Raw genomic sequence first — 21180 nt, 5'->3', positions numbered from 1 at the left:
AAGAAGGAAAGCGCGGATCGATATGCGGTCCGCGCGTGCGGGCAGAATGCCGCCTCCCCAGGATCGAGGCAGCACCAGAATGAACATCACCCTGTCGCCCCCTACCGAGGAACAGTTGCGCTCCGGCGAACTGGGCCTCAAGCTGCGCCGCTACAACTACGGCTTCGTCGGCGAATACCCGAAGCAGGAATACATCCGGCTCGATGCGAGGGACGAGAACGGCCGTCTGCTCGGCGGGCTGCGCGGCTTCGTGTTCCTGTACTGGCTCGATGTCGAGGTACTCTTCGTGGAGGAAGATGCCCGGGGCGCAGGCCTCGGCAGCCGCCTGCTGGCCGAAGCCGAGCGGCAGGCCATCACGCTCGGCGCCAGGAACGCGAAGCTGTCCACCTTCGAGTGGCAGGCACGCGGCTTCTACCTGAAGCAGGGCTACGAGGAATACGGGCGCATCGACGACTACGCGCCCGGCTTCTATCTCGCGTACATGAAGAAAGCGCTGCAGGCGCCCTGAGGCGGGCTACTTCGGCGTAGCCTCCCCGGCTGCCACCGCTCTGCTCTCCACCAGCCCTTCCCTGGGCAGCAGCAAGGCCAGCGCGATCACGCCGAGGCTCACGACCAGCATCATCACGAAGGTGAGGTGCAGCGATCCGCCCAGCGCCAGGCGGATGGCCGAATCGCCCGCGACGGAGCCGTGCACGCCCTGCAGCAGCATGCGCAGCTGCTCGTCGGAGAACATCGGCCGACCGTCGCCGTGCGTGAGCCCGAAGTTGAAGACCGCCCCGAAGAAGGCAGCGCCCAGCGCACTGCCGAGGTTGCGCGAGAACACGTTCGATGCGGTGGCGATGCCGCGCTGCGCGAGATCGACGCCCTCCTGGATGAGGATGAGCGAGCTCAGGCTCATGACGCCCATGCCCAGTCCGATGATGAAGGAGCCGATCGCAGGAAGCACGGGAGAGCTGCCCGAGCCCAGCAGCACGAAGGTCGAGGCGCCCACCGGAATCAGCGCCGCGCCGGTCACCACCATGCGCCACAGGCCGATGCGGTGGAAGGTGCGCGATGTCAGCGTCGCGCCGATGGGCCAGCCCAGCATGACCATCGTGAGCGTGAGGCCAGCCGTGACCGAGGAGCGCTCCAGCACCACCTGCACGTACATCGGCAGGAAGGTGGTGATGCCGATCAGCACCATGCCGGCGAGCATGGCCGCGCCGTTGACGATGGCGATCATCCGCGCGCCCCACAGGCGCAGCGACACCATCGGGTCGGCCGCGCGGCGCTCCTGCGCGATGAACAGCACCAGCGTGACGGCGAACAACCCGGCCCACGCGAGCGCCACGCCCGAGTTGCCCACGCCGAATTCGGTGAGCGCGATCATCAGCGCCGCGATGCCGATGGTGAAGAGCACGGCGCCCACGATGTCGATGGAAGAGCGCCGCACCGTGGGCGCTTCGTGCAGGAAGAACCAGAATCCCGCCGCCGCCGCGAGGCCGATCGGCACGTTGACCCAGAAGATCCACGCCCACGAGAGCTTCTGCACGATGAGCGCGCCGATCATCGGCCCCAGCACCGCCGACACCGCCCACACGCTCGCGAGCCAGCCCTGCACCTTGCCGCGCTCGCGCACCGGATAGAGATCGCCCACGATGGTGAGCGCCACCGGCTGGATCGCGCCCGCGCCGATGCCCTGTATGAGCCGGAAGCAGATCATGGCCGGCATCGACCACGAGAAGCCCGCGAGCACCGAGCCGATGACGAAGACCGCGATGCCCACGAACATGATGGGCTTGCGGCCGTAAAGGTCGGAGAGCTTGCCGAACACCACCGTCATCGCGGTCTGCGCCAGCAGGAAGGAGGCGAACACCCAGCTGTAGAGATGCAGCCCGCCCAGCTCGGAGGCGATCTGCGGCATCACGGTGGAGACGATGGTGGCTTCTATGGCCACCATCGCCATGGAGGCCATGATCGAGGCGATGACCAGTGGGCGGCTTGTTGTTCTGGGGGTCGTGGAGGTCATGAGCCGTGCATGCTATAGACGCCATGAGCCCCTGTCGCTGGCTCGGGCTCTCGGGCGCCCGAGCCCGAGCGAGCTCAGCCGGCGTTCAGCGCCGAAGTGCCGTCGTAGATGTAGCGGCGCGACCAGGGCAGCGTCTTCGCCGGCCTGCCCGCCTTGCGCCCGACGACCTGGTAGATCGCCACGTCGTCGTTCTCGAAGGCATAGGCGCAGCCCGCGAGGTATACGCGCCAGATGCGGAACTTCTCCTCGTCGACCAGGGCGCGCGCCTTCTCGCTGTTGGCCTCGTAGGCGTCGCTCCAGAAGCGCAGCGTCTGCGCGTAGTGGCGGCGCAGATTCTCCACGTCGAAGGCCTCGAGCCCGCCCTGCTGCATGGCCTGCAGCGCGAGGCTGATGTGCGGCAGCTCGCCGTTGGGGAACACGTAGCGGTCGATGAAGTCGCCGCCGCCGTACGACACGCCGCCCCCTTCGGGGTCGGACGAGGTGATGCCGTGGTTCATCACCACGCCGTCGTCGGCCAGCAGCTGCTGCACGCGCCTGAAGTAGTCGGGCAGGTTCTTGCGGCCTACATGCTCGAACATGCCGACGCTGGTGATGCGGTCGAACTGGCCTGTCACGTCGCGATAGTCCTGCAGGCGGATCTCGATGCGGTCTTCCAAACCGGCGGCCTTCACCCGCTCGGTCGCGAGGTCGAACTGGTTCTGCGACAGCGTCACACCCACGCAGCGCGCGCCGAACTTCTGTGCCGCGCGGATCACCAGCGCGCCCCAGCCGCAGCCGATGTCGAGCAGGGTCTGGCCCGGCTTCAGCTCGATCTTGGTGAGGATGTGGTCGATCTTCTTGAGCTGCGCGGTGGCAAGGTCTTCATCGCCGTTCTCGAAGTAGGCGCACGAGTACACCATGTTCGGGTCGAGCCACAGCTGGTAGAACTCGTTGGAAACGTCGTAGTGGTACTGGATGGACTTCTTGTCCGAGGACTTGGTGTGCGTGAAGTAGCGCGCCATGTTCTGCAGCGCGCCGCCCGGCTTGTCGATCGATGTCCTGGCCAGGCCGTAGGCGATGTCGATCACGTCGCTGAGCTTGCCCTCGATGTCGATCTTGCTCTTGACGTAGGCCTCGCCCAGGTTGTCGAGCGTGGGCTGCAGCATCAGCGACAGCGCGGCTGGCGATTTCACGTGCAGCGTGACGGCGGGTCCGCTGAAGGTGCCGAAGTCGAAGGACTGGCCATCCCACAGGGTGAGCCGCGCCGGCAGGTTGGCGCGCTCGCGGACCGCGGCGCTCCACTGCGCCAGCTTCTTTTCCCAAAGCATGCATTTCTCCGTGTTGTTGAGTTCTCCCGCCCGAAGGGGCGGGCGGGTTGCTGCAGCGGGCAAAACGATAGCGAAGTTTCGCGAAGCCTGCATGGCCGGGACGACGCAAGAAATCGCGGCAAGTGCTACAAGGCGTCGCTGGTCCTGGCCGGTGCGGGTGCCTCGCTCGCCTCGATGAAGATCCGCCTGATCATCGGGAAACGCGCACGCGCCTGCTTCTCGATGGCCGCGATGGCATCGGCCGCCTCGCCGGTGGGCGTGTCGTCCTTGAAGTTGACGTCGACGATCACGAGCACCTCGTCGGGGCCGATGTACATCGAGAGGATGTGCCCCACCTCCTCCACGCATTCCTGCTCCATGGCCATCGCGCGGATGGCGCGGGCGGTCTCGGGGCGGATACCCTCGCCGATCAGCAGCCCGCGCGCCTGCGCGACCAGCACCACCGCCACGCCCGCCAGCAGCACGCCGATGATCACCGAGGCCACGCCGTCGAGTTCGGGCATGTCCAGCGCATGGCTCAGGTAGATGCCGAGCGCGGCGACCGCCAGGCCCACCAGCGCGGCGGAATCCTCGGCCAGCACGGTGTAGGTGGTCGGGTCCTTGCTGCGGTCGAGCGCCTGCCAGAGGGGCAATCCGCGTGCCTGCGCGCGAAACTGCCGCAGAGCGATCAGGAAGCTCGTGCCCTCGAAGAGCGCCGCAGCGGCCAGCACGACGTAATTCCAGAACGGATCGCGCATCGGCTCCGGCTGGCGGATGTGCTGCACGCCCTCGAAGAACGACACGCCTCCGCCCAGGCCGAAGATCAGCACCGCGACGATCAGGCTCCAGAAGTAGAGCTCCTTGCCGTGCCCGAACGGGTGCTCCGCCGTCGCGGGCCGCTTGCTCAGGTGCAGGCCCACCAGCAGCAGCACGCCGTTGAAGGTGTCGACCGCCGAATGCACGCCTTCCGACAGCATCGCCGAGCTGCCGGTGATGCCCGCGACGACGAACTTGGTGGCCGCGATCGCCACGTTGGCGCCGATGGCGCCGTAGATGGCGATCTTCGATTCAGCCACGCGGCGCAGCTCCGCGTGCCGGCAGGCTCACGCAGCCTCCATGGAAGCGGCGCCCATCGCGTCGTTGCCCGCCTCGCCCAGCCAGCGGCGCTTGTCGCGCAGCGGGGGCGCGCCGAACATGCGGCCGTACTCGCGGGCGAACTGCGAGGTGCTCTCGTAGCCCACGCTGTGCGCGGCGCTCGCCACGTCGGCGCCTGCGATCAGCATCTGCCGGCGCGCCTCCTGCAGACGCAGCTGCTTCTGGTACTGCAGCGGGCTCATCGCGGTCACCGCCTTGAAGTGGTGGTGGAACGACGACACGCTCATGTGCACCGCGCGCGCCATGTCTTCCACCCGCAGCGACTGGGCATAGTTCATGCGCAGCGCGCTGATGGCCTTGGTGATGCGCTGCGTGTGGCTGTCCTGCAGGGCGATCTGCCGCAGCCGGGCGCCCTCGCCGTTGACCAGCAGGCGATACATGATCTCGCGCTTGATCAGCGGCGCGACGATGGGCACGTCTTCCGGCGTATCGAGCAGCCGCAGCAGGCGCAGCACCGGCTCCAGCACCGGCATGGCGATGCGGTTGACGTACATGCCGCGCGAGGCCGGCGCGTTGGCCTTGGCCGGCAGCTTCTCGTCGCCGATGAGGTCGCCGATCTCGTCGAGCGCCAGCTCGAGCCGCACGCCCAGGTAGGGCTCGTCCTCGCTCTTGACGCACACCTGGCCGCACACGGGCAGGTCGACGGAAGTCACGAGGTAGTGCATGGGGTCGTACACGTAGATGTCGTCGCCCACGATGATGCGCTTGGAGCCCTGCGCGATCAGCCCCAAAGCGGGGGACGCGAAGCCGTGCTTGGGCCCTTCGGGCTTGCGGATGCAGAACACCTGCAGACCGGGGACGGCGGTGACGACGGTGCCTTCCTGCCCCTGCGTGATGTGCTCGATGAGCGCCACGAGCTGCTTGCGGGCTTCTTCGAGTTCGGGGTCGAGCGGCATCGGCTGGGCGATGGCGGCGGCGATTTCGGGTGTTTCGTCGGACATGTTTCTGGAGCCTTGTCGCGATGGGGAGCCGCGGAAACGACCGGACGGCCCCTGGAGGAATGAGCGATCGGAAGCTTAGCGCTCCTCCCGCCGCTTCGCACGCCCCGCGCGGGAGGTCTGGAGAATCAGGCAAATACTTTGCAGGAACGCGCTCGCCGGGGAACGGAAGCCGGCGGGATACTTTTCCGGCGGATCGGGCCTTTCGCTCCTTCCCTGCCTTCTTTCCCTTCGGCCCCTTCCCACAAAGGAACCTTTCCATGCAATACCGCAAGTTCGGCCGCACCGGCCTATTCGTCTCCGAACTCTGCCTGGGCACCATGACCTTCGGCGGCTCCTCCGGCATCTGGGGCCAGATCGGCAACCTGCAGCAGTCGGAGGCCGAGGGGCTGATCGGCCGCTCGCTGGACGCCGGCATCAACTTCATCGACACGGCCGACGTGTATTCGGAGGGCCAGTCGGAGGTCATCACCGGCCAGGCGCTGAAGAACCTCAAGGTGCCGCGCGACAGCTTCGTGCTGGCCACCAAGGTGCTGGGAGAGACCGGCAGCAAGGGCGTCAACTCCGCCGGCGCCTCGCGTTTCCACATCATGGACGGCGTGAAGGCCAGCCTGCAGCGCCTGCAGCTCGACCACATCGACCTCTACCAGATCCACGGCTTCGACCCCGTCACGCCCATCGAGGAGACGGTGCACGCACTCGACAACCTGGTGCGGCAAGGCCACGTGCGCTACGTGGGCGTGTCGAACTGGGCCGCCTGGCAGATCGCCAAGGCGCTGGGCATCGCCGAACGCGGCCGGCTGGCGCGCTTCGAGTCGCTGCAGGCCTACTACACCATCGCCGGGCGCGACCTGGAGCGCGAGCTGGTGCCGCTGCTGCGCAGCGAGAACGTCGGCCTGATGGTGTGGAGCCCTCTCGCGGGCGGCCTGCTCAGCGGCAAGTACGGCCGCAACACCGAGGCCGAGAAAGGCAGCCGCCGCACCAACTTCGACTTTCCGCCGGTCAACGTCGAGCGCGCCTACGACTGCATCGACGTGATGCGCGGCCTGGCCGAATCGCGCGGCGTGTCGGTGGCGCAGATCGCGCTGGCGTGGCTGCTGCACCAGCAGGTGGTGACCAGCGTGATCATCGGCGCCAAGCGCGTCGAGCAGCTGGACGACAACATCGCGGCCACCGCCATCAAGCTCACGGCCGACGAGCTCGCCGCGCTGGACAAGGTGAGCGCGCTGCCGGCCGAATACCCTGGCTGGATGCTGGAGCGCCAGGGCGGCGTGCGCGGCAAGCGGCTGGAAGAGTCAGCACGCCGCGGCTGATGCCGCTGCCTGCAGCAAGGCGCTGCGGCGTGCTGCATGCCCCGCCGTCGCCCGCAACGCGCGCAGGTCGATGTGGCGGGCCGCGCCTGCCGCATCGGGCTTCTCCAGATGCGGCACGACGCCCAGCAGCGGCGCACCGAGCCTCGCGCGCAGCGTCTGCAGGTTGGCCTGCGGCGCGAGCATCGACGGATCGACCATGCTCGCCACCCAGCCGGCCAGCACCAGGCCGCGCGCGCGGATCGCCTCGGCGCTCAGCAGCGCGTGGTTGAGGCAGCCCAGCCTCAGGCCCACCACCAGGATCACCGGCAGCCCCAGCGCCACAGCGAGGTCGGCGCTGTCGAGGTCGTCGCCGAAGGGCACGCAGAAGCCGCCCACACCCTCGACCACCACCGCGTCGGCACGCTCCGAAAGTTCTTCGAAGGCCGAGAGCAGCGGCTGCAGCGCGATCTGCACGCCCTCCTGCCTTGCCGCCAGATGCGGCGACATCGGCGCGCGCAGCAGATAAGGGCAGCGCAGTGCCAGCGGTGCATCGACATTGCCGGCGGCCTGCAGCTGCTCCACGTCTTCGTTGCGCCAGGCACCGTCGACCTCCTCGAGGCCTGCCGCCACCGGCTTCATGCCGACCGCGCGCAGGCCCGATCCGGCCAGCAGGCTCAGCATGGCGCTGCTCACCAGCGTCTTGCCGATGCCGGTGTCCGTGCCCGTCACGAACCAGCGGCGCCGAGGCTGCGTCATGCTCATGCGGCCTCCTTCGAGCGCTGCCCGGCCAGGGCCTCGCCCAGCGCATCGACCAATCGCGCGACGTCGGACTCGGTATGGCTGGCCGACAGCGCGATGCGCAGCCGCGCCGTGCCCGCGGGCACCGTCGGCGGTCGGATCGCGCCGACGCGCAGGCCGTGCGCATCGAGCTGCGCCATCGTCCGCATCGCACGCGTGTTGTCCCCCACGATCAGCGGCTGGATCGCGGTCGGCGACTCGGGAAGCCAGGCGCTGCCGTCGGCCGGCAGCACCGACGCCAGCCCGCTTCGCAGCTGGGCTATGCGCTCCCTGAGCCGCGCGCGGCGTTCGGCGCCCTCCTCACCGCCGATCAGCGCCAGGCTCGCGAGCAGCGCATGCGCGAGCGCCGGCGGCGCGGCCGTGGTGAAGATGTAAGGCCGCGCGCGCTGCACCAGGTAGTCGATGACGGTGCGGTGCGCCGCCACGAATGCGCCGGACACGCCCGCCGCCTTGCCAAGGGTGCCCACCAGCACCAGCCGATGCGAATGCAGGCCCAGCGCCTCGGGCACGCCGCGTCCGCTGGCGCCCAGCACGCCGAAACCGTGCGCATCGTCGATCACCAGCCAGGCATCATGCTTCTCGGCCAGCGCCAGCAGTTCGGCCACGGGCGCGACGTTGCCGTCCATGCTGAACACCGCGTCGCTCACGATGAGCTTCACCGGTGCGTCGCAGGCGGCGAGCTGCGCATTGAGCGCCGCCACGTCGCAGTGCGCATAGCGCTCCACGCGCGCCCTCGCCAGCCGGGCACCGTCGATCAGCGAGGCGTGGTTGAGCTCCTCCGAGAAGATCACCGCCTCCGCCCCGCCGAGCGCGGTCAGCACCGCGAGGTTGGCCATGTAGCCGGTGCAGAAGAAAAGGCTGCGCGCCTCGGGAATGAAGGGCGCCATCCATCCGGCGAGCGTTTCCTCGAGCTGCGCATGCGCACGCGAGTGCCCCAGGATCAGGTGGGAGCCGCCGCTGCCCGCGCCGTACAGCGCGGCGCCCTCGGCCAGGGCCATCGCCAGCGCGGGGTGCGCCGCCAGGCCGAGGTAGTCGTTGCTGCTGAAGCAGAGCATGGTGCGCGGCGCTGAGGTGCCGGCCAGCGTGAGCGTCTGCACCGGCGCGCAGGCGCTCTCGGCGACCTGCCTGCGGCGGCGCAGCGACTGGGCGTCGAGCGCGTCGATCTCGCCCTGCAGTCGGTCAAGCAAGCGCGACATAGCGGGCTCCTTCCATCTTCGGGTTCGTGGCCGCGACGGCGTCCAGCGTGGCGAGCGTGCCGTCGACCAGCAGGTCGATCTCGTCGTCGCCGATGGCGTAGGGGGGCATCAGGTAGACGGTATTGCCGATGGGCCGCATCAGCAGCCCCTGCGCGCGCGCCGCAAGATGGAAGCGCTCCGCAAAGCGCTCGCCCGGCTCGCGCACGTCGAAGGCGGTGATCATTCCGCGCTGCCTCAGGTGCTCCACCTCCCGGCCTTCCAGGCCCTTCCGCAACCGCTCGAGCAGGCGCGCCGCCCTGCCCTGGTTGCGCTGCAATGCGTTCTCGGCCTCGAACAGGTCCAGCGTCGCCAGCGCCGCGCGGCAGGCCAGCGCGTTGCCGGTGTACGAGTGCGAATGCAGGAAGCTGCGCGTCGCGTCGTCGTCGATGAAGGCGTCGTGGATGGCGTCGCGCGTCATCACCAGCGCCAGCGGCAGGTAGCCGCCACTGATCCCTTTGGACAGGCACACGAAGTCCGGCCAGATGCCTGCCTGCTCGCAGGCGAAGAAGGTGCCGGTGCGCCCGCAGCCCACGGCGATCTCGTCGGCGATGAGGTGCACGCCGTAGCGGTCGCACAGCGCGCGCACGCAGCGCAGGTATTCGGGATCGTGCATCGCCATGCCGGCGGCGCATTGCACCAGCGGCTCGACGATCACGGCGGCGATGGTGCCGTGCTGCTCGGCCAGCACCGCCTCCAGTTCGGCGGCTGCGCGGTGGGCGGCATCGGCTTCGCTCTCGCCCGCAGCGGCATTGCGCGCATCGGGTGAAGCGACCAGGAGCGAATCGGCGAGCAATGGCGCATAGGCGTCGCGGAACACGGGCACGTCGGTCACATGCAGCGCGCCCAGCGTCTCGCCGTGGTAGCCGTGTCTGATCGCGACGAAGCGCCGCTTGTCGCCGCGGCCCGCGTTGCGCCAGAAATGAAAGCTCATCTTCAGCGCGATCTCGACCGCCGAGGCGCCGTCGGAGGCGTAGAAGCAGTGCCCGAGCACGCCACCCGTGAGCCCCGACAGCCGCTGCGCGAGCTCCACCGCCGGCTCGTGCGTGCAGCCGGCGAGCATCACGTGCGGGAGTGTGTCGAGTTGCCGCTTCAGCGCGGCGTTGATCGCCGGATGCGCATGGCCGAAGAGGTTGACCCACCATGAGCTGGTGGCGTCCATGTAGCGGCGGCCTTCCTGGTCGAAGAGCCACACGCCTTCGCCGCGCGCGATGGGAAGCGGCGGCACCGCCTCCAGGCGGATGCTCTGCGTGCACGGATGCCAGACATGGCGCCGGCTGCGCTGTTGCAGGTCGGCGTTGGAGGATGGGGAAGAAACGTCGGTCGGAAGCACCCGCGAAGTCCTTTCATGAGGGCAAGGCGCGGGATCGTATCGACGCGTTCGAGCTGCTACAAACCTCATCCGGGCGCGCACGAAGGCGCGGTGATCGGCGACGTTGCGCGACATAGCCGCCAGGTTCAGGGCAACGTCGCGGATCGAGCAGGCTTCTTGCCGCCGCATGCGAGCGGCGGGAAAACGAAAGTTGTCCGGCTGGCGCCAGAAACAGGTCGCGAATGTCTGGTTTCCGGGGCTTCATCGCGCCGCGCACGAATTTCGGACATGCATCCTGGCGGGTTTTCGAAGCCCCCGCCCCACCGTGTCAACCGGAGCTTCTCCTCACCAGCGCGGTGATGTATTCGCGCAGGGTGATCGCACCGCGCACCGGCCTGGTCGCCGGTTCGTAGTGTTGGTCTATCGTGGCCCGCGTCATCGCGGCATACGACTTCGCGGCGGCCTCGGAAAAGCCCAGCGACGAGAAGGCCTGCTCCAGTTGCTCGCGAGGCGTTTCGACCAGTTCCACCGGCTTGCCGAGCGCTTCGGAGAACGCACGCGCCACGTCGCCCGGCGAGTAGCGCTCAGGCCCCTCGACATGGAATGGCCCCGATGATTCGGCCGGGCCCAGCATCAGCTTCGCGGCGAACTGGCCGATGTCGTGCGGCGCCACCATCGGCAGCTTGAAGTCCTTCGGGAACATGCTGTGGACCCTGCCCTGCCTGCGCGCGGTGTCCAGCGAGGCGTCCCAGTTGCTCATGTAGTAGGCGGCGCGAAGTGCGCTGAACGGCGTCGGGCCGGCGGCGAGCGCCTTTTCGAGCTCGTACAGCACGCTGAGGTCGCCGACGCCTTCGCCAGGCTGTGCACCGTAGGTCGACTCGGCGACGATCTTCTCGAGCTGGCAACCCTCGAGCGCCGCAACGATGGCGTGCGCGCTCCTCGACTCGTGCGCCGAGGTGTCCGACGAAGGCGGCGCCGGCGGGTTCAGCACGAAGACGCGCCGACCGCCCATGAACACCCGGCGCAGCGCATGCGTGTCGAACACGTCTACCTGCGCCACGTGCGCTCCCTTGGTACGCAAGGCCTGGGCCTTGTGCGCATCGCGCGTGACCACGGTGACCGGCTCGCTGCGCTCCAGCAGGGCCTGCGCGACCGCCGAGCCGACATGGCCGGTCGCCCCCAGGACGATGTGCATCGGCAGCCCCGCGCTCAGCCGCGCTTCTCGGCGTTGCGCTTGCGCGTGGCGGCGGCCTTCCTGGCGGAGGCCGATCGCTCGGCCGCGGTGCGATGCGCCGCCGCAGCGCCGCCGAGCTTTCCGCCCTTGCGCGAGGGTCCGTGGTTCTCCGACTTGCCGCGGCCAGAGCCGCTCTTCTTGCCTCCGCCGGTCTCGGCATTCACCGTCGCCCAGGCCCGGCGTTCCGCCTCGCCCTTGCCGACGCCGCGATGTTCGTAGCCTTTCTCGATGTGTTCGGCCTGTCGCTTCTGCTTGTCCGTATAGGACGACTTGTCGCCTCTAGGCATGCGTTGCTCCTGCGGTTGGTTGAGGAGCTTTCATGCTGTGCGCGTCGCAGGCTGCGCGGGTAAGAAGAAGAGCGCGCCGAGCGTCGGAGCCGTCCGTCGTGGGTTGCCCGGCCGGCTTCCACCGGGCCGACGCGCAGGGTGGGCCCATTCCCACATGCGCCATGCAGGGGCAGACGCACAAGAGATACGAGAGGCAAGTGGCCTCCCCGACTTTCCACGAAGGAGTTCCATCCCATGACATCCGCCAAGCAGCATCAAGACCCCGACGCCGTCACCACCGACGAGCACGACACCCTGCCCACCCGACACAACAAGGCAGGCAACCAGCCGCCCACGCCGAGGAACGAGCCGCGGCGCACGCCCGAAAGCCGCAACGACCGCGAGAGCCACGTCGGCGCCGGCAACCAGCTTCAGGCCCGGCGCGGAGGTTCGAGATGACGCCGGCGACCTCTGCCAGTACTGCCGGCAGCTCCATCGACCACTGCATCGCTGCCTGCAACGACTGCGCCCTGGCATGCAACCGATGCGCCGCCGCCTGCCTTGCCGAAGGAATGAGCGGCATGGCGCGATGCATCGCGCTGGACATCGACTGCGCCGCGGCCTGCGCCTTCGCTGCCGGCCTGATGGCACGGGGCAGCGACAACGTCGTGGTCGCATGCGGCATGTGCGCCGAAATCTGCCAGCGCTGCGCCGCCGAATGCGGCAGCCACGACGCGGATCACTGCCAGCGCTGCGCCGAAGCCTGCAGGCAGTGCGAGGAAGAATGCCGGACCATGGCGGCAGCGGCCTGAACGGCCGGCGCATCACCGTTCGCGAGGCGCAGGCTGCGCTGCGGGCGCTCGACGAGGCGACCGACGCCTGTCGCGAGTGCCCGATCGGACAGTACGCGACGCAGTCCGTGTTCGGCGAGGGCCCTGTGCGCCCGGTACTGATGTTCGTGGGCGAACAGCCCGGCGACAAGGAAGACCTCGCCGGCCGCCCCTTCGTGGGGCCGGCCGGCAAGCTCTTCGACCGGGCCGTGGCGCAACTCGGCTGGTCGCGCGAGAAGCTGTACGTGACCAACGCGGTCAAGCACTTCAAGTACGAATGGCGCGGCAGGCGTCGCATGCACAAGACCCCTGGCCAGCGAGAAGCCGAGGCCTGCCATCACTGGCTGGAGAGCGAGCTTCAGCTGGTACGGCCGCGCGCCATCGTCGCGCTGGGCGCGACGGCCGCCCGCTCGCTGCTCGGACGCACCGTGGCCGTGACGAAGCTGCGCGGCCAGTGGCAGGAAGATGCGGCGGGACGGCGAGTGCTTGTCACGCTGCATCCGTCGGCGCTGCTGCGCGGCGATCCGGCCCAGCGCGAAGCGGCCTGGAACGCCTGGATCAGCGACCTCTCGGCGGCGGCGTCTCTCTTCGCTCCCCGGCGGAAGAAGGACGAACAGAAAGAGAAGAAGTCCGTTCGCGTCGAGCCCGCGTTCGCAGGGTGATGGAGTAGCGCAGCGCCTCGGTGGGCGCGATCGCGTGCTGCCAGGCCCACCGCGCGGGTCCGCGCAGCAGATAGATGGAGCGCGGCTCCACCAGGAACTCGAGCGTTGGTGGCCCCGAAGAGGACGCGCCAGGCACGTAGGGCCTGAACTGCATGACGGCATCGTTGTGCAGCGACACGCCGACGATGTCCTCGAAATCAGGCACGTCGCGATGCCAGCCTAGCGGTGTGCCCGGCCGGTACTCGGCGATCAGCATGTGCGTGAGTTCTTCGGGCGCGATGCCGGCCCAGGCCGCCGCCTTGTCGCGAAGCGGATGCAGCTCAGGGGGCAGCGGCGCGCCGGGCTTCAGGCGGTTGGTGTCGAAGTCGTAGCTGCCGCCGAAGCTCGTGCCCCTGCGCCGGGCGGTGTATTCCTTGTAGCGCATCTCCTTGAGCGGCAGGGCCTGCACGATGGCCAGCAGGCCGGCTTCCTCCTCACGCGAGAGGAACCCGTTCTCATAGCGCAGCCCTTCGATCGCAGCCGCAGGCGCTTCGCCGAACAGGTCAGGCTGTCCGGCGTGTTCGAGGCGTCTGGCGGCGCGCGTCATGAGGGTCCGTCAGGGAGGTGTGGGAAGTTGCCAGACGCGAACCCAATCGATCTGCATGGTCCCGTTGGTGCTGGCGCCCAGCCGGCCGTAGCCTTCGGCCGGAATATTGCCAGCCCAGTAGAGATCCTTGATTTCGCTGGTGAGCCGGATGAACTCCGGGGACATGGAGAGCCCCATCGTCGTGTCCCAGTATGGATTTCCATCGAAGAAGAACTGGTAGCCCGAGGGAGTCCAAAGTACACCCACGGTATGCCATTCGGCGAACGACTGGCCCGCCGGCAGTTGCTTCTGCCCGCTGCCGACTGTCTGCATCTCGTCCTTCGCGTAGCCATTCCAGTGAATTGCACTGGAATGCTGGTTGCGGACGTTTCCTGCGTTGTTCTCCACGACCGCGCGATGTTCGATGATGTCGATCTCCACCCCGAGACTGGGGTCCTCGGGCACGTAGACCTTGTTCATGTTCGACATCAGCCAGAAGGCCGACCACTGGCCGGGCATGCTCACGAAGCGCACGCGGGCCTCGAAATAGCCGAAGGTGAACCTGCCTTGGTCACCGGTGTTCGTGTCCAGGAAGCCCGTGCAGTGCTTGCCCGTCTCGGGATCCGTATAGGTCGAAATCGTCAGGACGCCGTTGGCGACCTCAATCGCATCGGGCGCATGGGTGGCATCGCCCCGGGTACCGCCATGTGCTCTCCAGCGCCTCTTGTCCAAGCTGGTGCCATCGAACTCGTCGTGCCAGGCGAGCCGATAACCAGCAGCCGGCGCGGGTGCCGACAGCACGGAGAACTGGGCGCTCGACTGACTGGCTCCCGCCGTCGTCTTTACGGTGATTGGCCCGGACGCGGCCAACGCGGGCACCGTGACCGAAATCCGCGTGTCCGAATCGACGCTGACTTTCGTTGCCGCCACCCCGCCGAAGCTGACGACAGCTGTAGAGTCGAATTTGGCGCCAGTGATAACAATCAATTTTCCCGGAACCTCGGCCGAAGGAACGAAAGACTGAATGACCGGGTGTGTCGTGACAGAGGAAAAACTCTCGTCGACAGTGCCACCTGCAGCGGGTCCAGGCGAATTCTCGGCATTCGAATTGTTTACGGATTGCGGCGCCGAGTTTTCGAGAGCCGGCACCGCCGCCTGTCCATTTGAGTTCCCGGAAGCCGGAAACAGTCCCGCACCACTTGGAGTGATGGCGCCTCCTCCTCCTCCTCCTCCTCCTCCTCCTCCTCCTCCTCCTCCTCCTCCTCCGCATCCCGTCAGCGCCAGGCCGCCCCAAATCGCAGTGGCAGTTTGTGCGCCCTTTTGCAGGAACTGCCGGCGAGAGTTTTTCGGGATTTCCGATTCAGAGTTTGAAAAGATTGATTTCATGAAGAGATAGCTAATTGATGAATTACCTCTTCGAGTCTAAGCAGCCTGAAAGACGGCCCAGAGAAAAACTGCTCATTTCGATCGTTTAAATCACATAAATTCATTATCCGGAAAACCGAAAACAATCGCCAACAACTCGCAATTTGCAGACAGAAAAGATATGCAAGCACGAACGGCTCAGTCGCACCGCAATTCGACCCGACCAGCGGCCGCCGATAACGCGCACGCCACGCTCATCCATGTCGGTATTCCTGACTCCGGCCAACCAGTTGCACCTGCCACCACCGCGGCAGAAGCTCTCGGATCTCGGCGCGTGCGAAGCGGTCGTCCAGCAGGTGCAGCACGCCCTGGTCTTCCTCGGTGCGGATGACGCGGCCGGCGGCCTGCACCACTTTCTGGAGGCCGGGGTAGAGGTAGGTGTATTCGTAGCCCTTGCCGAAGCGCGCCTGCATGCGCTCGCGCGTGATCTCGTTGATCGCGTTGTATTGAGGCAGGCCCAGGCTGGCCACGAAGGCCCCGATCAGGCGGCTGCCCGGCAGGTCGATGCCCTCGCCGAAAGCGCCGCCCAGCACCGCGAAGCCGATGCCCTGCCCGCCCTCCTCGAAGCGCGCCACGAAGCCCTGGCGGTCGGCCTCGCGCATGCCGCGCGTCTGGGTCCACACGGGAACGCCGGGGTGCCTCAGCGAAAAAGCCGCGCAGGCCTTCTCGAGGTAGTCGAAGCTGCTGAAGAAGGCCAGGTAGTTGCCGGGCAGTCGCTCGAACTGAGCGCCGATGATGTCGGCCACGTCGCGCAGCGAGCCCGCGCGATCGCGAAAGCGCGTCGACACGCCGGTCGCCACCTCCACGTGCAGCTGCGCGCTGCGAAACGGCGAGGCCACGTCGAGCAATGCAGCGTCCTCCGGCACGCCAAGGGCATCGCGATAGAACTCGAAAGGCGACAGCGTGCCCGAGAAGCAGATGACCGACGCCGCCTCCGCGAAGCGGCTGTGCAGGAACGGCGCCGGCACGAGGTTGCGGATGGCCAGGCGGCGCGCCTGCTGCGTGGCGCCTAGCGTGCGCTCGAACACCGAGTGGTCGCCGAAGGCCTCGGCCAGCCGGGCGAAGTGCAGCGCGTCGAAGAAGAAGCGCTGCAAGGGGCCCTGCGAAGACTCGGGCGTGGCGGCGAAATGCTCGGCCATGGCGGTGTTGGCGGCCTGCAGCGTGCGCAGGAAGCGCTCCGGGATCTCGTCTGCCGCTTCGTAGTCGGCCTGCTGCGACTGCTGCACCGTGTCCCATTCGCGGAACACCCGCGCGAGCGGACCGCGCAGCACGGCGGGCGCCGCGCGGTGGGCCTCCTCCAGTGCGCCGCCGTCGAGCTCGGCCGTGTACATGCCGCGTGCGCGTTCGAGCAGGTTGTGGGCTTCGTCGACCAGCACGGCGGCGCGCCAGCCGGCCTCGCGCATCACGGCATAGAGGAAGGCGCTGCTGTCGAAGTAGTAGTTGTAGTCGCCGACGACGGCATCGGCCCAGTGCGCCATCTCCTGCGCAAGGAAATACGGGCAGACTTCGTGCGCAAGGCCGATCTCGCGCAGCGCCTCGCGATCGAGCCATGCCACCTGCACGGCCTGCTCGCGCGCGGCCGGCAGGCGGTCGTAGAAGCCCCTGGCCAGCGGGCATGCGTCGCCGTGGCAGGCGCGGTCGGGGTATTCGCAGACCTTCTCGCGCGCCGCGAGTTCGAGCACGCGCAGCCTGGCCGGCCCCCTGCCCTTGTCCAGCATGCGCAGCGCGTGCAGCGCCACCGGCCGGCCCGAGGTCTTGGCAGTGAGGAAGAACAGGCGGTCGACCTTCCGGGCCGCGCGCGCCTTCAGCAGCGGAAAGATGGTGGCCAGCGTCTTGCCGATGCCGGTGGGCGCCTGCGCCAGCAGGCAGCGTCCCCCTGCGCCGGCTCGGTAGACGGCCTCGGCAAGCTCGCGCTGGCCGGCCCGGAAACTGCCGTACGGAAACGAAAGCGTGGCCAGCGTACCGTCGAGCGCGGCGCGGTGCTCGGCTTCACTCGCGGCCCAGGCGGCATAGCGGCCGCACAGCAGTTCGAAGTGCTCGCGCAGGCCCTCGCGGGTGTGATGCTCTTCGAGCACGGTTTCCTCGCCGGTGGCGACGTCGAGATAGACCAGCGCCACGGCCATTTCGTCGTGTCCGTCGCGCTCGCACAGCATCCAGCCGTAGGTGCGGGCCTGCGCCCAGTGCAGCGCGCGGTGGTTGCCGCGGATGGCGTCGAAGTCGCCGCGGAAGGTCTTGATCTCCTCGACCCTGGCCCTGTCGGGCTCGTAGCCGTCGGCGCGGCCCCGCACATGCACGCTGCCGCAGGTGGATTCGAGGGCGACCTCGCACTCGTAGTCGCCGCCGCGCCTGTGCTGCACCAGCGCATGGCCGGCCATGCCTTCGAGCGCGCTGGGCGCCGGCACGAAGCGCAGGTCCAGGTCGCCCGCCTTCGCGCCGAAGGCGCACAGGGCCTTGACGGACACGGTATGGACGGCGGGAGCTGGAGGCGCGTCTTGCGGATGGAGGGGTTCGGAGCCCATCTGGCACTCACTGTACGAAATCACAGTATAGCGAGGCGCCCTTTTTTCTCGTCGCTGCGCAGCCCGGGCTCGTCTGTCGGGAACTTCTCCGACAGGGGCGCGCGTTTTTCTCGGTCAAACTTGAAAAGATTTGCTTACAAACGGCACCGATGACGACAACACCCACCGCGATCGATCCCGACGACTTCGAGCGGCTCCTGAGCCGCAACATCAAGCTTCCCCTGATCGGCGGTCTGTTCGGCGCCGTGGTGTTCGTGGGGCTGATCCTGTTCCTGCTGTCGACCATCGGATGGGTCGAGCACACCGACCGGGTCAGCCGCGCCGCCAGCGAGCTCCAGCGCCAGAGCATCGACATGGAAACCGGCATGCGCGGCTTCGTGATCACCGGGGACGAGAGCTTCCTCGATCCGTATCGCGATGCGCTGCCTCGGGTCAAGGCCGGGACGACGGCGCTGCGTGAACTGGTCTCCGACAACCGCCAGCAGGTGGAGCGGGTCAACCGCATCGCGGCCATCCAGGAGACCTGGAACCAGTACGCCGCCGACCTGATCGCCGCCCGCCGCAAGGGCGACGACGCCCAGCTGCAGGTGCGCGTGGGCCGCGGCAAGCGCCTGACCGACAGCATGCGGGCCGAGTTCACCGCCTTCATGGAGACCGAGCAGGCCCTGCGCTTCCAGCGCAACAGCGACGCCAACCGCACCGCCTGGTGGGTGGTCGGGCTCTTCCTGCTGTTCACGCTGGGCTTCACCGGCCTGGTGGCCTACTTCGGGCGCAGGCAGCTGGTGCGGCTGTCCGACAGCTACGACGTGGTGCTCAAGAAGCAGGCCGAGCACAACGACCGGCTCGCGCACGAAGCCTGGCTGCGCGGTACGCAGACCGAGCTGGTCGGCGACCTGGTCGGGGAGCTCAGCGCACCGGACATGGGGCGCAAGATCCTCTCCTTCTTCTCCCGCCACCTGGGCACCTCGGTCGGCGCCATCTATGTGCGCGAGCGCCACGGTCCGCTGCGCCGGGCGGCGAGCTACGGCTTCTCCAGTGCCGCGGAGGCCATGCCGCAGGTCTTCTCGCCCACCGAAAGCCTGGTCGGCCAGGCCGCCGCCGAGAACCGGCGCATGCTGATCGATCCGATCGACGCCGCGTACCTGAAGGTCAACTCCGGCCTGGGCGAGATGGCGCCGAAGGCGGTGCTGCTGGTGCCGGTGGGCAGCAGCGGCATGGTCAACGGCGTGGTCGAGCTCGGCCTGCCCGGCACGCTGGACGAGCGCGGCAGCCAGCTCGTGGACATGGTGGCGGACGACATCGGCACCTCGCTGGCGGCCGCGCGCTACCGCGAGCAGCTTCAGGATGTGCTGGCCGAAACCCAGCAGCTCAACGAGGAGCTGCAGGTGCAGCAGGAAGAGCTGCGCACCGCCAACGAGGAGCTGGAGGAACAGTCGCGCGCGCTGCGCGCCTCCCAGGCCATGCTCGAGAACCAGCAGGCCGAGCTGGAGCAGACGAACAGCCAGCTTTCCGAGCGCACCGAGGCGCTCGACCAGCGCAACAACGCGCTGCGCCGCGTACAGCGCGACCTGGAGGACCGCGCCGACGAACTCCAGCGCGCGAGCCGCTACAAGTCGGAATTCCTTGCCAACATGTCGCACGAGCTGCGCACGCCGCTAAACAGCGCGCTGATCCTCGCCAAGCTGCTGGGCGACAACCCGCAGGGCAACCTGACGGCCGAGCAGGTGAAGTTCGCGGAATCGATCTACGCGTCGGGCAACGACCTGCTGGTGCTGATCAACGACATCCTCGACATCGCGAAGGTCGAGGCCGGCAAGCTCGAAGTGGTGACCGAGAACGTGCCCCTGGCCAAGCTGGCCGAGAGCCTGGAGAACACCTTCGCGCCCCTTTGCATGCAGAAGAAGCTCGGCTTCAGGCTCGACTTGAGCCCCGACGCGCCGGCTTCGCTGTTGACCGACCGGCAGCGGGTGGAGCAGATCCTGAAGAACCTGCTGTCGAACGCGATCAAGTTCACCGACAGCGGCGAAGTGAGGCTCGCCATCTCGCCCACGGCCGACGGCGGCGCGGCCTTCGCGGTGTCCGATTCGGGCATCGGCATCGACCCGACGCAGCACGAGCTGATCTTCGAGGCCTTCCGCCAGGCGGACGGCACCACCAGCCGGCGCTACGGCGGCACCGGCCTCGGCCTGTCGATCTCGCGCGACCTCACGCAGCTGCTGGGCGGCACGCTCACGGTCGAGAGCACGCCCGGCCAGGGCAGCACCTTCACGCTGCAGCTGCCGGCGCAGGCGCCCCAGGCCTCGCCCGGCCATCAGCAGCAGCCCAGGCCGCCGGCCACTCCGGCGCACCGGGCCGCGCACTCGCCGGCCCCTGCGCAGCCCGCGCATCCCTCGCTGGCACCCAAGCCCCCTGCCCCGGTGCCGGCGCCGCAGTTCGCCGACGACCGCAGCCTGCCGCGCGACCAGGTCCGCCGCGTGCTGGTGGTCGAGGACGAGCCTCAGTTCGCCCACATCCTCTACGACCTGGCGCACGAGCTGGGCTACAGGTGCCTCGTGGCTCACGGCGCGGCCGATGGCTTCGAGCTGGCCACGCAGTTCCTGCCCGACGCGATCCTGCTGGACATGCGCCTGCCCGACAGCACCGGCCTCGACCTGCTGCAGCGGCTGAAGGATTCGCCGCACACCCGTCACATCCCGATCCACGTGGTGTCGGCCGCCGAGAGCGCCCAGGGCGCGGCGCTGCAGATGGGCGCGGTCGGCTACGCGCTGAAGCCGGCCACCCGCGACGAGCTGATGAAGGTGTTCGCACGGCTGGAGGAAAAGCTCACGCAGAAGGTCAAGGTCGTGCTGCTGGTGGAAGACGACGAGCTGCAGCGCGAGAGCGTCATCCAGCTGATCGGCGACGACGACATCGAGATCGTCGCCGTCGGCTCCGGCGAGGAGGCGCTGGAGCTGCTGCGCACCCGCGTCTTCGACTGCATGATCACCGACCTCAAGCTGCCCGACATGCAGGGCAGCGAGCTGCTGAAGGCGATGGCGGCGGAGGAGATCGTGTCGTTTCCGCCGGTCATCGTCTACACCGGGCGCAACCTCACGCGCGAGGAAGAAGCCGAGCTGCAGCGCTACTCGCGCTCGATCATCATCAAGGGCGCACGTTCGCCCGAGCGCCTGCTCGACGAGGTGACGCTGTTCCTGCACAAGGTGGAGGCCGAGCTGTCGAGCGAGCGCCAGGGCATGCTGAAGACGGCGCGCGGGCGCGACCGCATCTTCGAGGGCCGCACGATCCTGCTGGTGGACGACGACGTGCGCAACATCTTCGCGCTGACCAGCGCGCTGGAACAGCGCGGCGCCATCGTCGAGATCGGCCGCAACGGCCGCGAGGCGCTCGAGCGGCTCGACCAGGTCAGCGAGATCGACCTGGTGCTGATGGACGTGATGATGCCGGAGATGGACGGTCTGGAAGCCACGCGCCGCCTGCGCGGCAACCCGCGCTTCGCCGACATGCCGGTGATCGCCATCACCGCCAAGGCCACCAAGGACGACCGCGAGCAGTGCCTGGCCGCGGGCGCCAACGACTACCTCGCCAAGCCGGTGGACCTGGAGCGCCTGTTCTCGCTGCTGCGCGTCTGGCTGCCGAAGATGGAGCGGCTGTGATCGCA

The 21180-nt window shown here is 68.1% G+C and carries 18 protein-coding genes; 6 read left to right on the top strand and 12 right to left on the bottom strand.

The genetic code is table 11. The features are described 5' to 3' along the window. The first annotated feature begins 79 nt into the window (after positions 1–79). Positions 80–508, top strand: coding sequence for a GNAT family N-acetyltransferase (locus FHY06_RS02945; RefSeq protein WP_184603280.1), 429 nt, complete (start codon positions 80–82; stop codon positions 506–508). Between the two features lie 6 nt (positions 509–514). Here FHY06_RS02945 and FHY06_RS02940 read toward each other — a convergent pair whose 3' ends face one another. The 4 genes from FHY06_RS02940 to FHY06_RS02925 all read right to left on the bottom strand — a co-directional run bounded on the left by FHY06_RS02940 (position 515) and on the right by FHY06_RS02925 (position 5390). Continuing rightward, positions 515–2008 (bottom strand): MFS transporter, encoded by a 1494-nt coding sequence (locus FHY06_RS02940; protein WP_184603279.1) that lies wholly within the window; start codon positions 2006–2008, stop codon positions 515–517. A gap of 74 nt (positions 2009–2082) precedes the next feature. Then, positions 2083–3315: a class I SAM-dependent methyltransferase gene (locus FHY06_RS02935; RefSeq protein WP_019652748.1), complete on the bottom strand. Its 1233-nt coding sequence runs from the start codon at positions 3313–3315 to the stop codon at positions 2083–2085. 125 nt (positions 3316–3440) lie between these two features. After that, complete coding sequence (locus FHY06_RS02930) at positions 3441–4370, bottom strand: cation diffusion facilitator family transporter (protein ID WP_184603277.1); 930 nt, start codon at positions 4368–4370, stop codon at positions 3441–3443. A 27-nt stretch (positions 4371–4397) separates the two neighbouring features. Continuing rightward, positions 4398–5390 carry an AraC family transcriptional regulator gene (locus FHY06_RS02925; RefSeq protein WP_019652750.1) on the bottom strand — a complete coding sequence of 331 codons (993 nt, stop codon included), beginning with the start codon at positions 5388–5390 and terminating at the stop codon, positions 4398–4400. Positions 5391–5647: 257 nt separating this feature from the next. Between FHY06_RS02925 and FHY06_RS02920 the strand changes: the two genes are divergently transcribed. Further along, a complete protein-coding gene (locus tag FHY06_RS02920; RefSeq protein ID WP_184603275.1) occupies positions 5648–6700 on the top strand; it encodes an aldo/keto reductase in 1053 nt (350 codons plus the stop codon). Here the strand turns inward: FHY06_RS02920 and bioD are convergent. From bioD to FHY06_RS02895, 5 genes are all read right to left on the bottom strand, one after another. After that, on the bottom strand, positions 6683–7441 hold the full coding sequence (gene bioD, locus FHY06_RS02915) for a dethiobiotin synthase (RefSeq protein WP_145759288.1): 759 nt from the start codon (positions 7439–7441) through the stop codon (positions 6683–6685). The two genes, FHY06_RS02920 and bioD, sit on opposite strands and share 18 nt — an antisense overlap. Beyond that, positions 7438–8673: an 8-amino-7-oxononanoate synthase gene (locus FHY06_RS02910; RefSeq protein WP_184603273.1), complete on the bottom strand. Its 1236-nt coding sequence runs from the start codon at positions 8671–8673 to the stop codon at positions 7438–7440. Before FHY06_RS02910 ends, bioD begins: the two co-directional genes overlap by 4 nt. Next, positions 8657–10042, bottom strand: a complete 1386-nt coding sequence (locus FHY06_RS02905) for an adenosylmethionine--8-amino-7-oxononanoate transaminase (protein WP_184603271.1) — start codon at positions 10040–10042, stop codon at positions 8657–8659. The genes FHY06_RS02910 and FHY06_RS02905 overlap by 17 nt, the downstream gene beginning before the upstream one ends. Positions 10043–10349: 307 nt before the next feature. Then, complete coding sequence (locus tag FHY06_RS02900) at positions 10350–11216, bottom strand: NmrA family NAD(P)-binding protein (protein ID WP_184603269.1); 867 nt, start codon at positions 11214–11216, stop codon at positions 10350–10352. Between the two features lie 14 nt (positions 11217–11230). Next, positions 11231–11542 (bottom strand): hypothetical protein, encoded by a 312-nt coding sequence (locus FHY06_RS02895; RefSeq protein ID WP_019652756.1) that lies wholly within the window; start codon positions 11540–11542, stop codon positions 11231–11233. 234 nt (positions 11543–11776) lie between these two features. Between FHY06_RS02895 and FHY06_RS02890 the strand changes: the two genes are divergently transcribed. Genes FHY06_RS02890 through FHY06_RS02880 form a run of 3 tightly spaced genes read left to right on the top strand, consistent with a single transcriptional unit; the run spans position 11777 to position 13013 of the window. Then, on the top strand, positions 11777–11980 hold the full coding sequence (locus FHY06_RS02890; protein ID WP_126181747.1) for a hypothetical protein: 204 nt from the start codon (positions 11777–11779) through the stop codon (positions 11978–11980). Continuing rightward, positions 11977–12333 (top strand): four-helix bundle copper-binding protein, encoded by a 357-nt coding sequence (locus tag FHY06_RS02885; protein WP_184603267.1) that lies wholly within the window; start codon positions 11977–11979, stop codon positions 12331–12333. Before FHY06_RS02890 ends, FHY06_RS02885 begins: the two co-directional genes overlap by 4 nt. Then, positions 12306–13013 (top strand): UdgX family uracil-DNA binding protein, encoded by a 708-nt coding sequence (locus FHY06_RS02880; RefSeq protein ID WP_184603265.1) that lies wholly within the window; start codon positions 12306–12308, stop codon positions 13011–13013. The genes FHY06_RS02885 and FHY06_RS02880 overlap by 28 nt, the downstream gene beginning before the upstream one ends. Here the strand turns inward: FHY06_RS02880 and FHY06_RS02875 are convergent. The 3 genes from FHY06_RS02875 to FHY06_RS02865 all read right to left on the bottom strand — a co-directional run bounded on the left by FHY06_RS02875 (position 12910) and on the right by FHY06_RS02865 (position 17522). Continuing rightward, positions 12910–13599, bottom strand: coding sequence for an alpha-ketoglutarate-dependent dioxygenase AlkB (locus tag FHY06_RS02875; RefSeq protein ID WP_019652760.1), 690 nt, complete (start codon positions 13597–13599; stop codon positions 12910–12912). The two genes, FHY06_RS02880 and FHY06_RS02875, sit on opposite strands and share 104 nt — an antisense overlap. Before the next feature lie 9 nt (positions 13600–13608). After that, positions 13609–14964: a family 16 glycosylhydrolase gene (locus tag FHY06_RS02870; RefSeq protein WP_184603263.1), complete on the bottom strand. Its 1356-nt coding sequence runs from the start codon at positions 14962–14964 to the stop codon at positions 13609–13611. Between the two features lie 233 nt (positions 14965–15197). After that, positions 15198–17522, bottom strand: a complete 2325-nt coding sequence (locus tag FHY06_RS02865; protein ID WP_184603261.1) for an ATP-dependent DNA helicase — start codon at positions 17520–17522, stop codon at positions 15198–15200. Positions 17523–17671: 149 nt separating this feature from the next. Here FHY06_RS02865 and FHY06_RS02860 point away from each other — a divergent pair, with 149 nt between their 5' ends. Beyond that, entirely contained in the window at positions 17672–21175 is a 3504-nt protein-coding gene (locus FHY06_RS02860; protein ID WP_184603259.1) for a response regulator, read from the top strand. Positions 21176–21180 lie beyond the last annotated feature (5 nt).

Origin of the sequence: Variovorax atrisoli, from assembly GCF_014195185.1 — a bacterium.
GTDB lineage: Bacteria > Pseudomonadota > Gammaproteobacteria > Burkholderiales > Burkholderiaceae_C > Variovorax > Variovorax atrisoli.
The sequence above is the reverse complement of the archived record's forward strand: the minus strand, read 5'-3'. Positions and strand labels throughout refer to the sequence as shown.

Bases quoted from the DNA above. Each gene is read 5' to 3' on its own strand.
- FHY06_RS02945 (WP_184603280.1), top strand. From the start codon at position 80: ATGAACATCACCCTGTCGCCCCCTACCGAGGAACAGTTGCGCTCCGGC.
- FHY06_RS02940 (WP_184603279.1), bottom strand. From the start codon at position 2,008: ATGACCTCCACGACCCCCAGAACAACAAGCCGCCCACTGGTCATCGCC.
- FHY06_RS02935 (WP_019652748.1), bottom strand. From the start codon at position 3,315: ATGCTTTGGGAAAAGAAGCTGGCGCAGTGGAGCGCCGCGGTCCGCGAG.
- FHY06_RS02925 (WP_019652750.1), bottom strand. From the start codon at position 5,390: ATGTCCGACGAAACACCCGAAATCGCCGCCGCCATCGCCCAGCCGATG.
- FHY06_RS02920 (WP_184603275.1), top strand. From the start codon at position 5,648: ATGCAATACCGCAAGTTCGGCCGCACCGGCCTATTCGTCTCCGAACTC.
- bioD (WP_145759288.1), bottom strand. From the start codon at position 7,441: ATGAGCATGACGCAGCCTCGGCGCCGCTGGTTCGTGACGGGCACGGAC.
- FHY06_RS02910 (WP_184603273.1), bottom strand. From the start codon at position 8,673: ATGTCGCGCTTGCTTGACCGACTGCAGGGCGAGATCGACGCGCTCGAC.
- FHY06_RS02900 (WP_184603269.1), bottom strand. From the start codon at position 11,216: ATGCACATCGTCCTGGGGGCGACCGGCCATGTCGGCTCGGCGGTCGCG.
- FHY06_RS02895 (WP_019652756.1), bottom strand. From the start codon at position 11,542: ATGCCTAGAGGCGACAAGTCGTCCTATACGGACAAGCAGAAGCGACAG.
- FHY06_RS02890 (WP_126181747.1), top strand. From the start codon at position 11,777: ATGACATCCGCCAAGCAGCATCAAGACCCCGACGCCGTCACCACCGAC.
- FHY06_RS02885 (WP_184603267.1), top strand. From the start codon at position 11,977: ATGACGCCGGCGACCTCTGCCAGTACTGCCGGCAGCTCCATCGACCAC.
- FHY06_RS02880 (WP_184603265.1), top strand. From the start codon at position 12,306: ATGCCGGACCATGGCGGCAGCGGCCTGAACGGCCGGCGCATCACCGTT.
- FHY06_RS02875 (WP_019652760.1), bottom strand. From the start codon at position 13,599: ATGACGCGCGCCGCCAGACGCCTCGAACACGCCGGACAGCCTGACCTG.
- FHY06_RS02870 (WP_184603263.1), bottom strand. From the start codon at position 14,964: ATGAAATCAATCTTTTCAAACTCTGAATCGGAAATCCCGAAAAACTCT.
- FHY06_RS02865 (WP_184603261.1), bottom strand. From the start codon at position 17,522: ATGGGCTCCGAACCCCTCCATCCGCAAGACGCGCCTCCAGCTCCCGCC.
- FHY06_RS02860 (WP_184603259.1), top strand. From the start codon at position 17,672: ATGACGACAACACCCACCGCGATCGATCCCGACGACTTCGAGCGGCTC.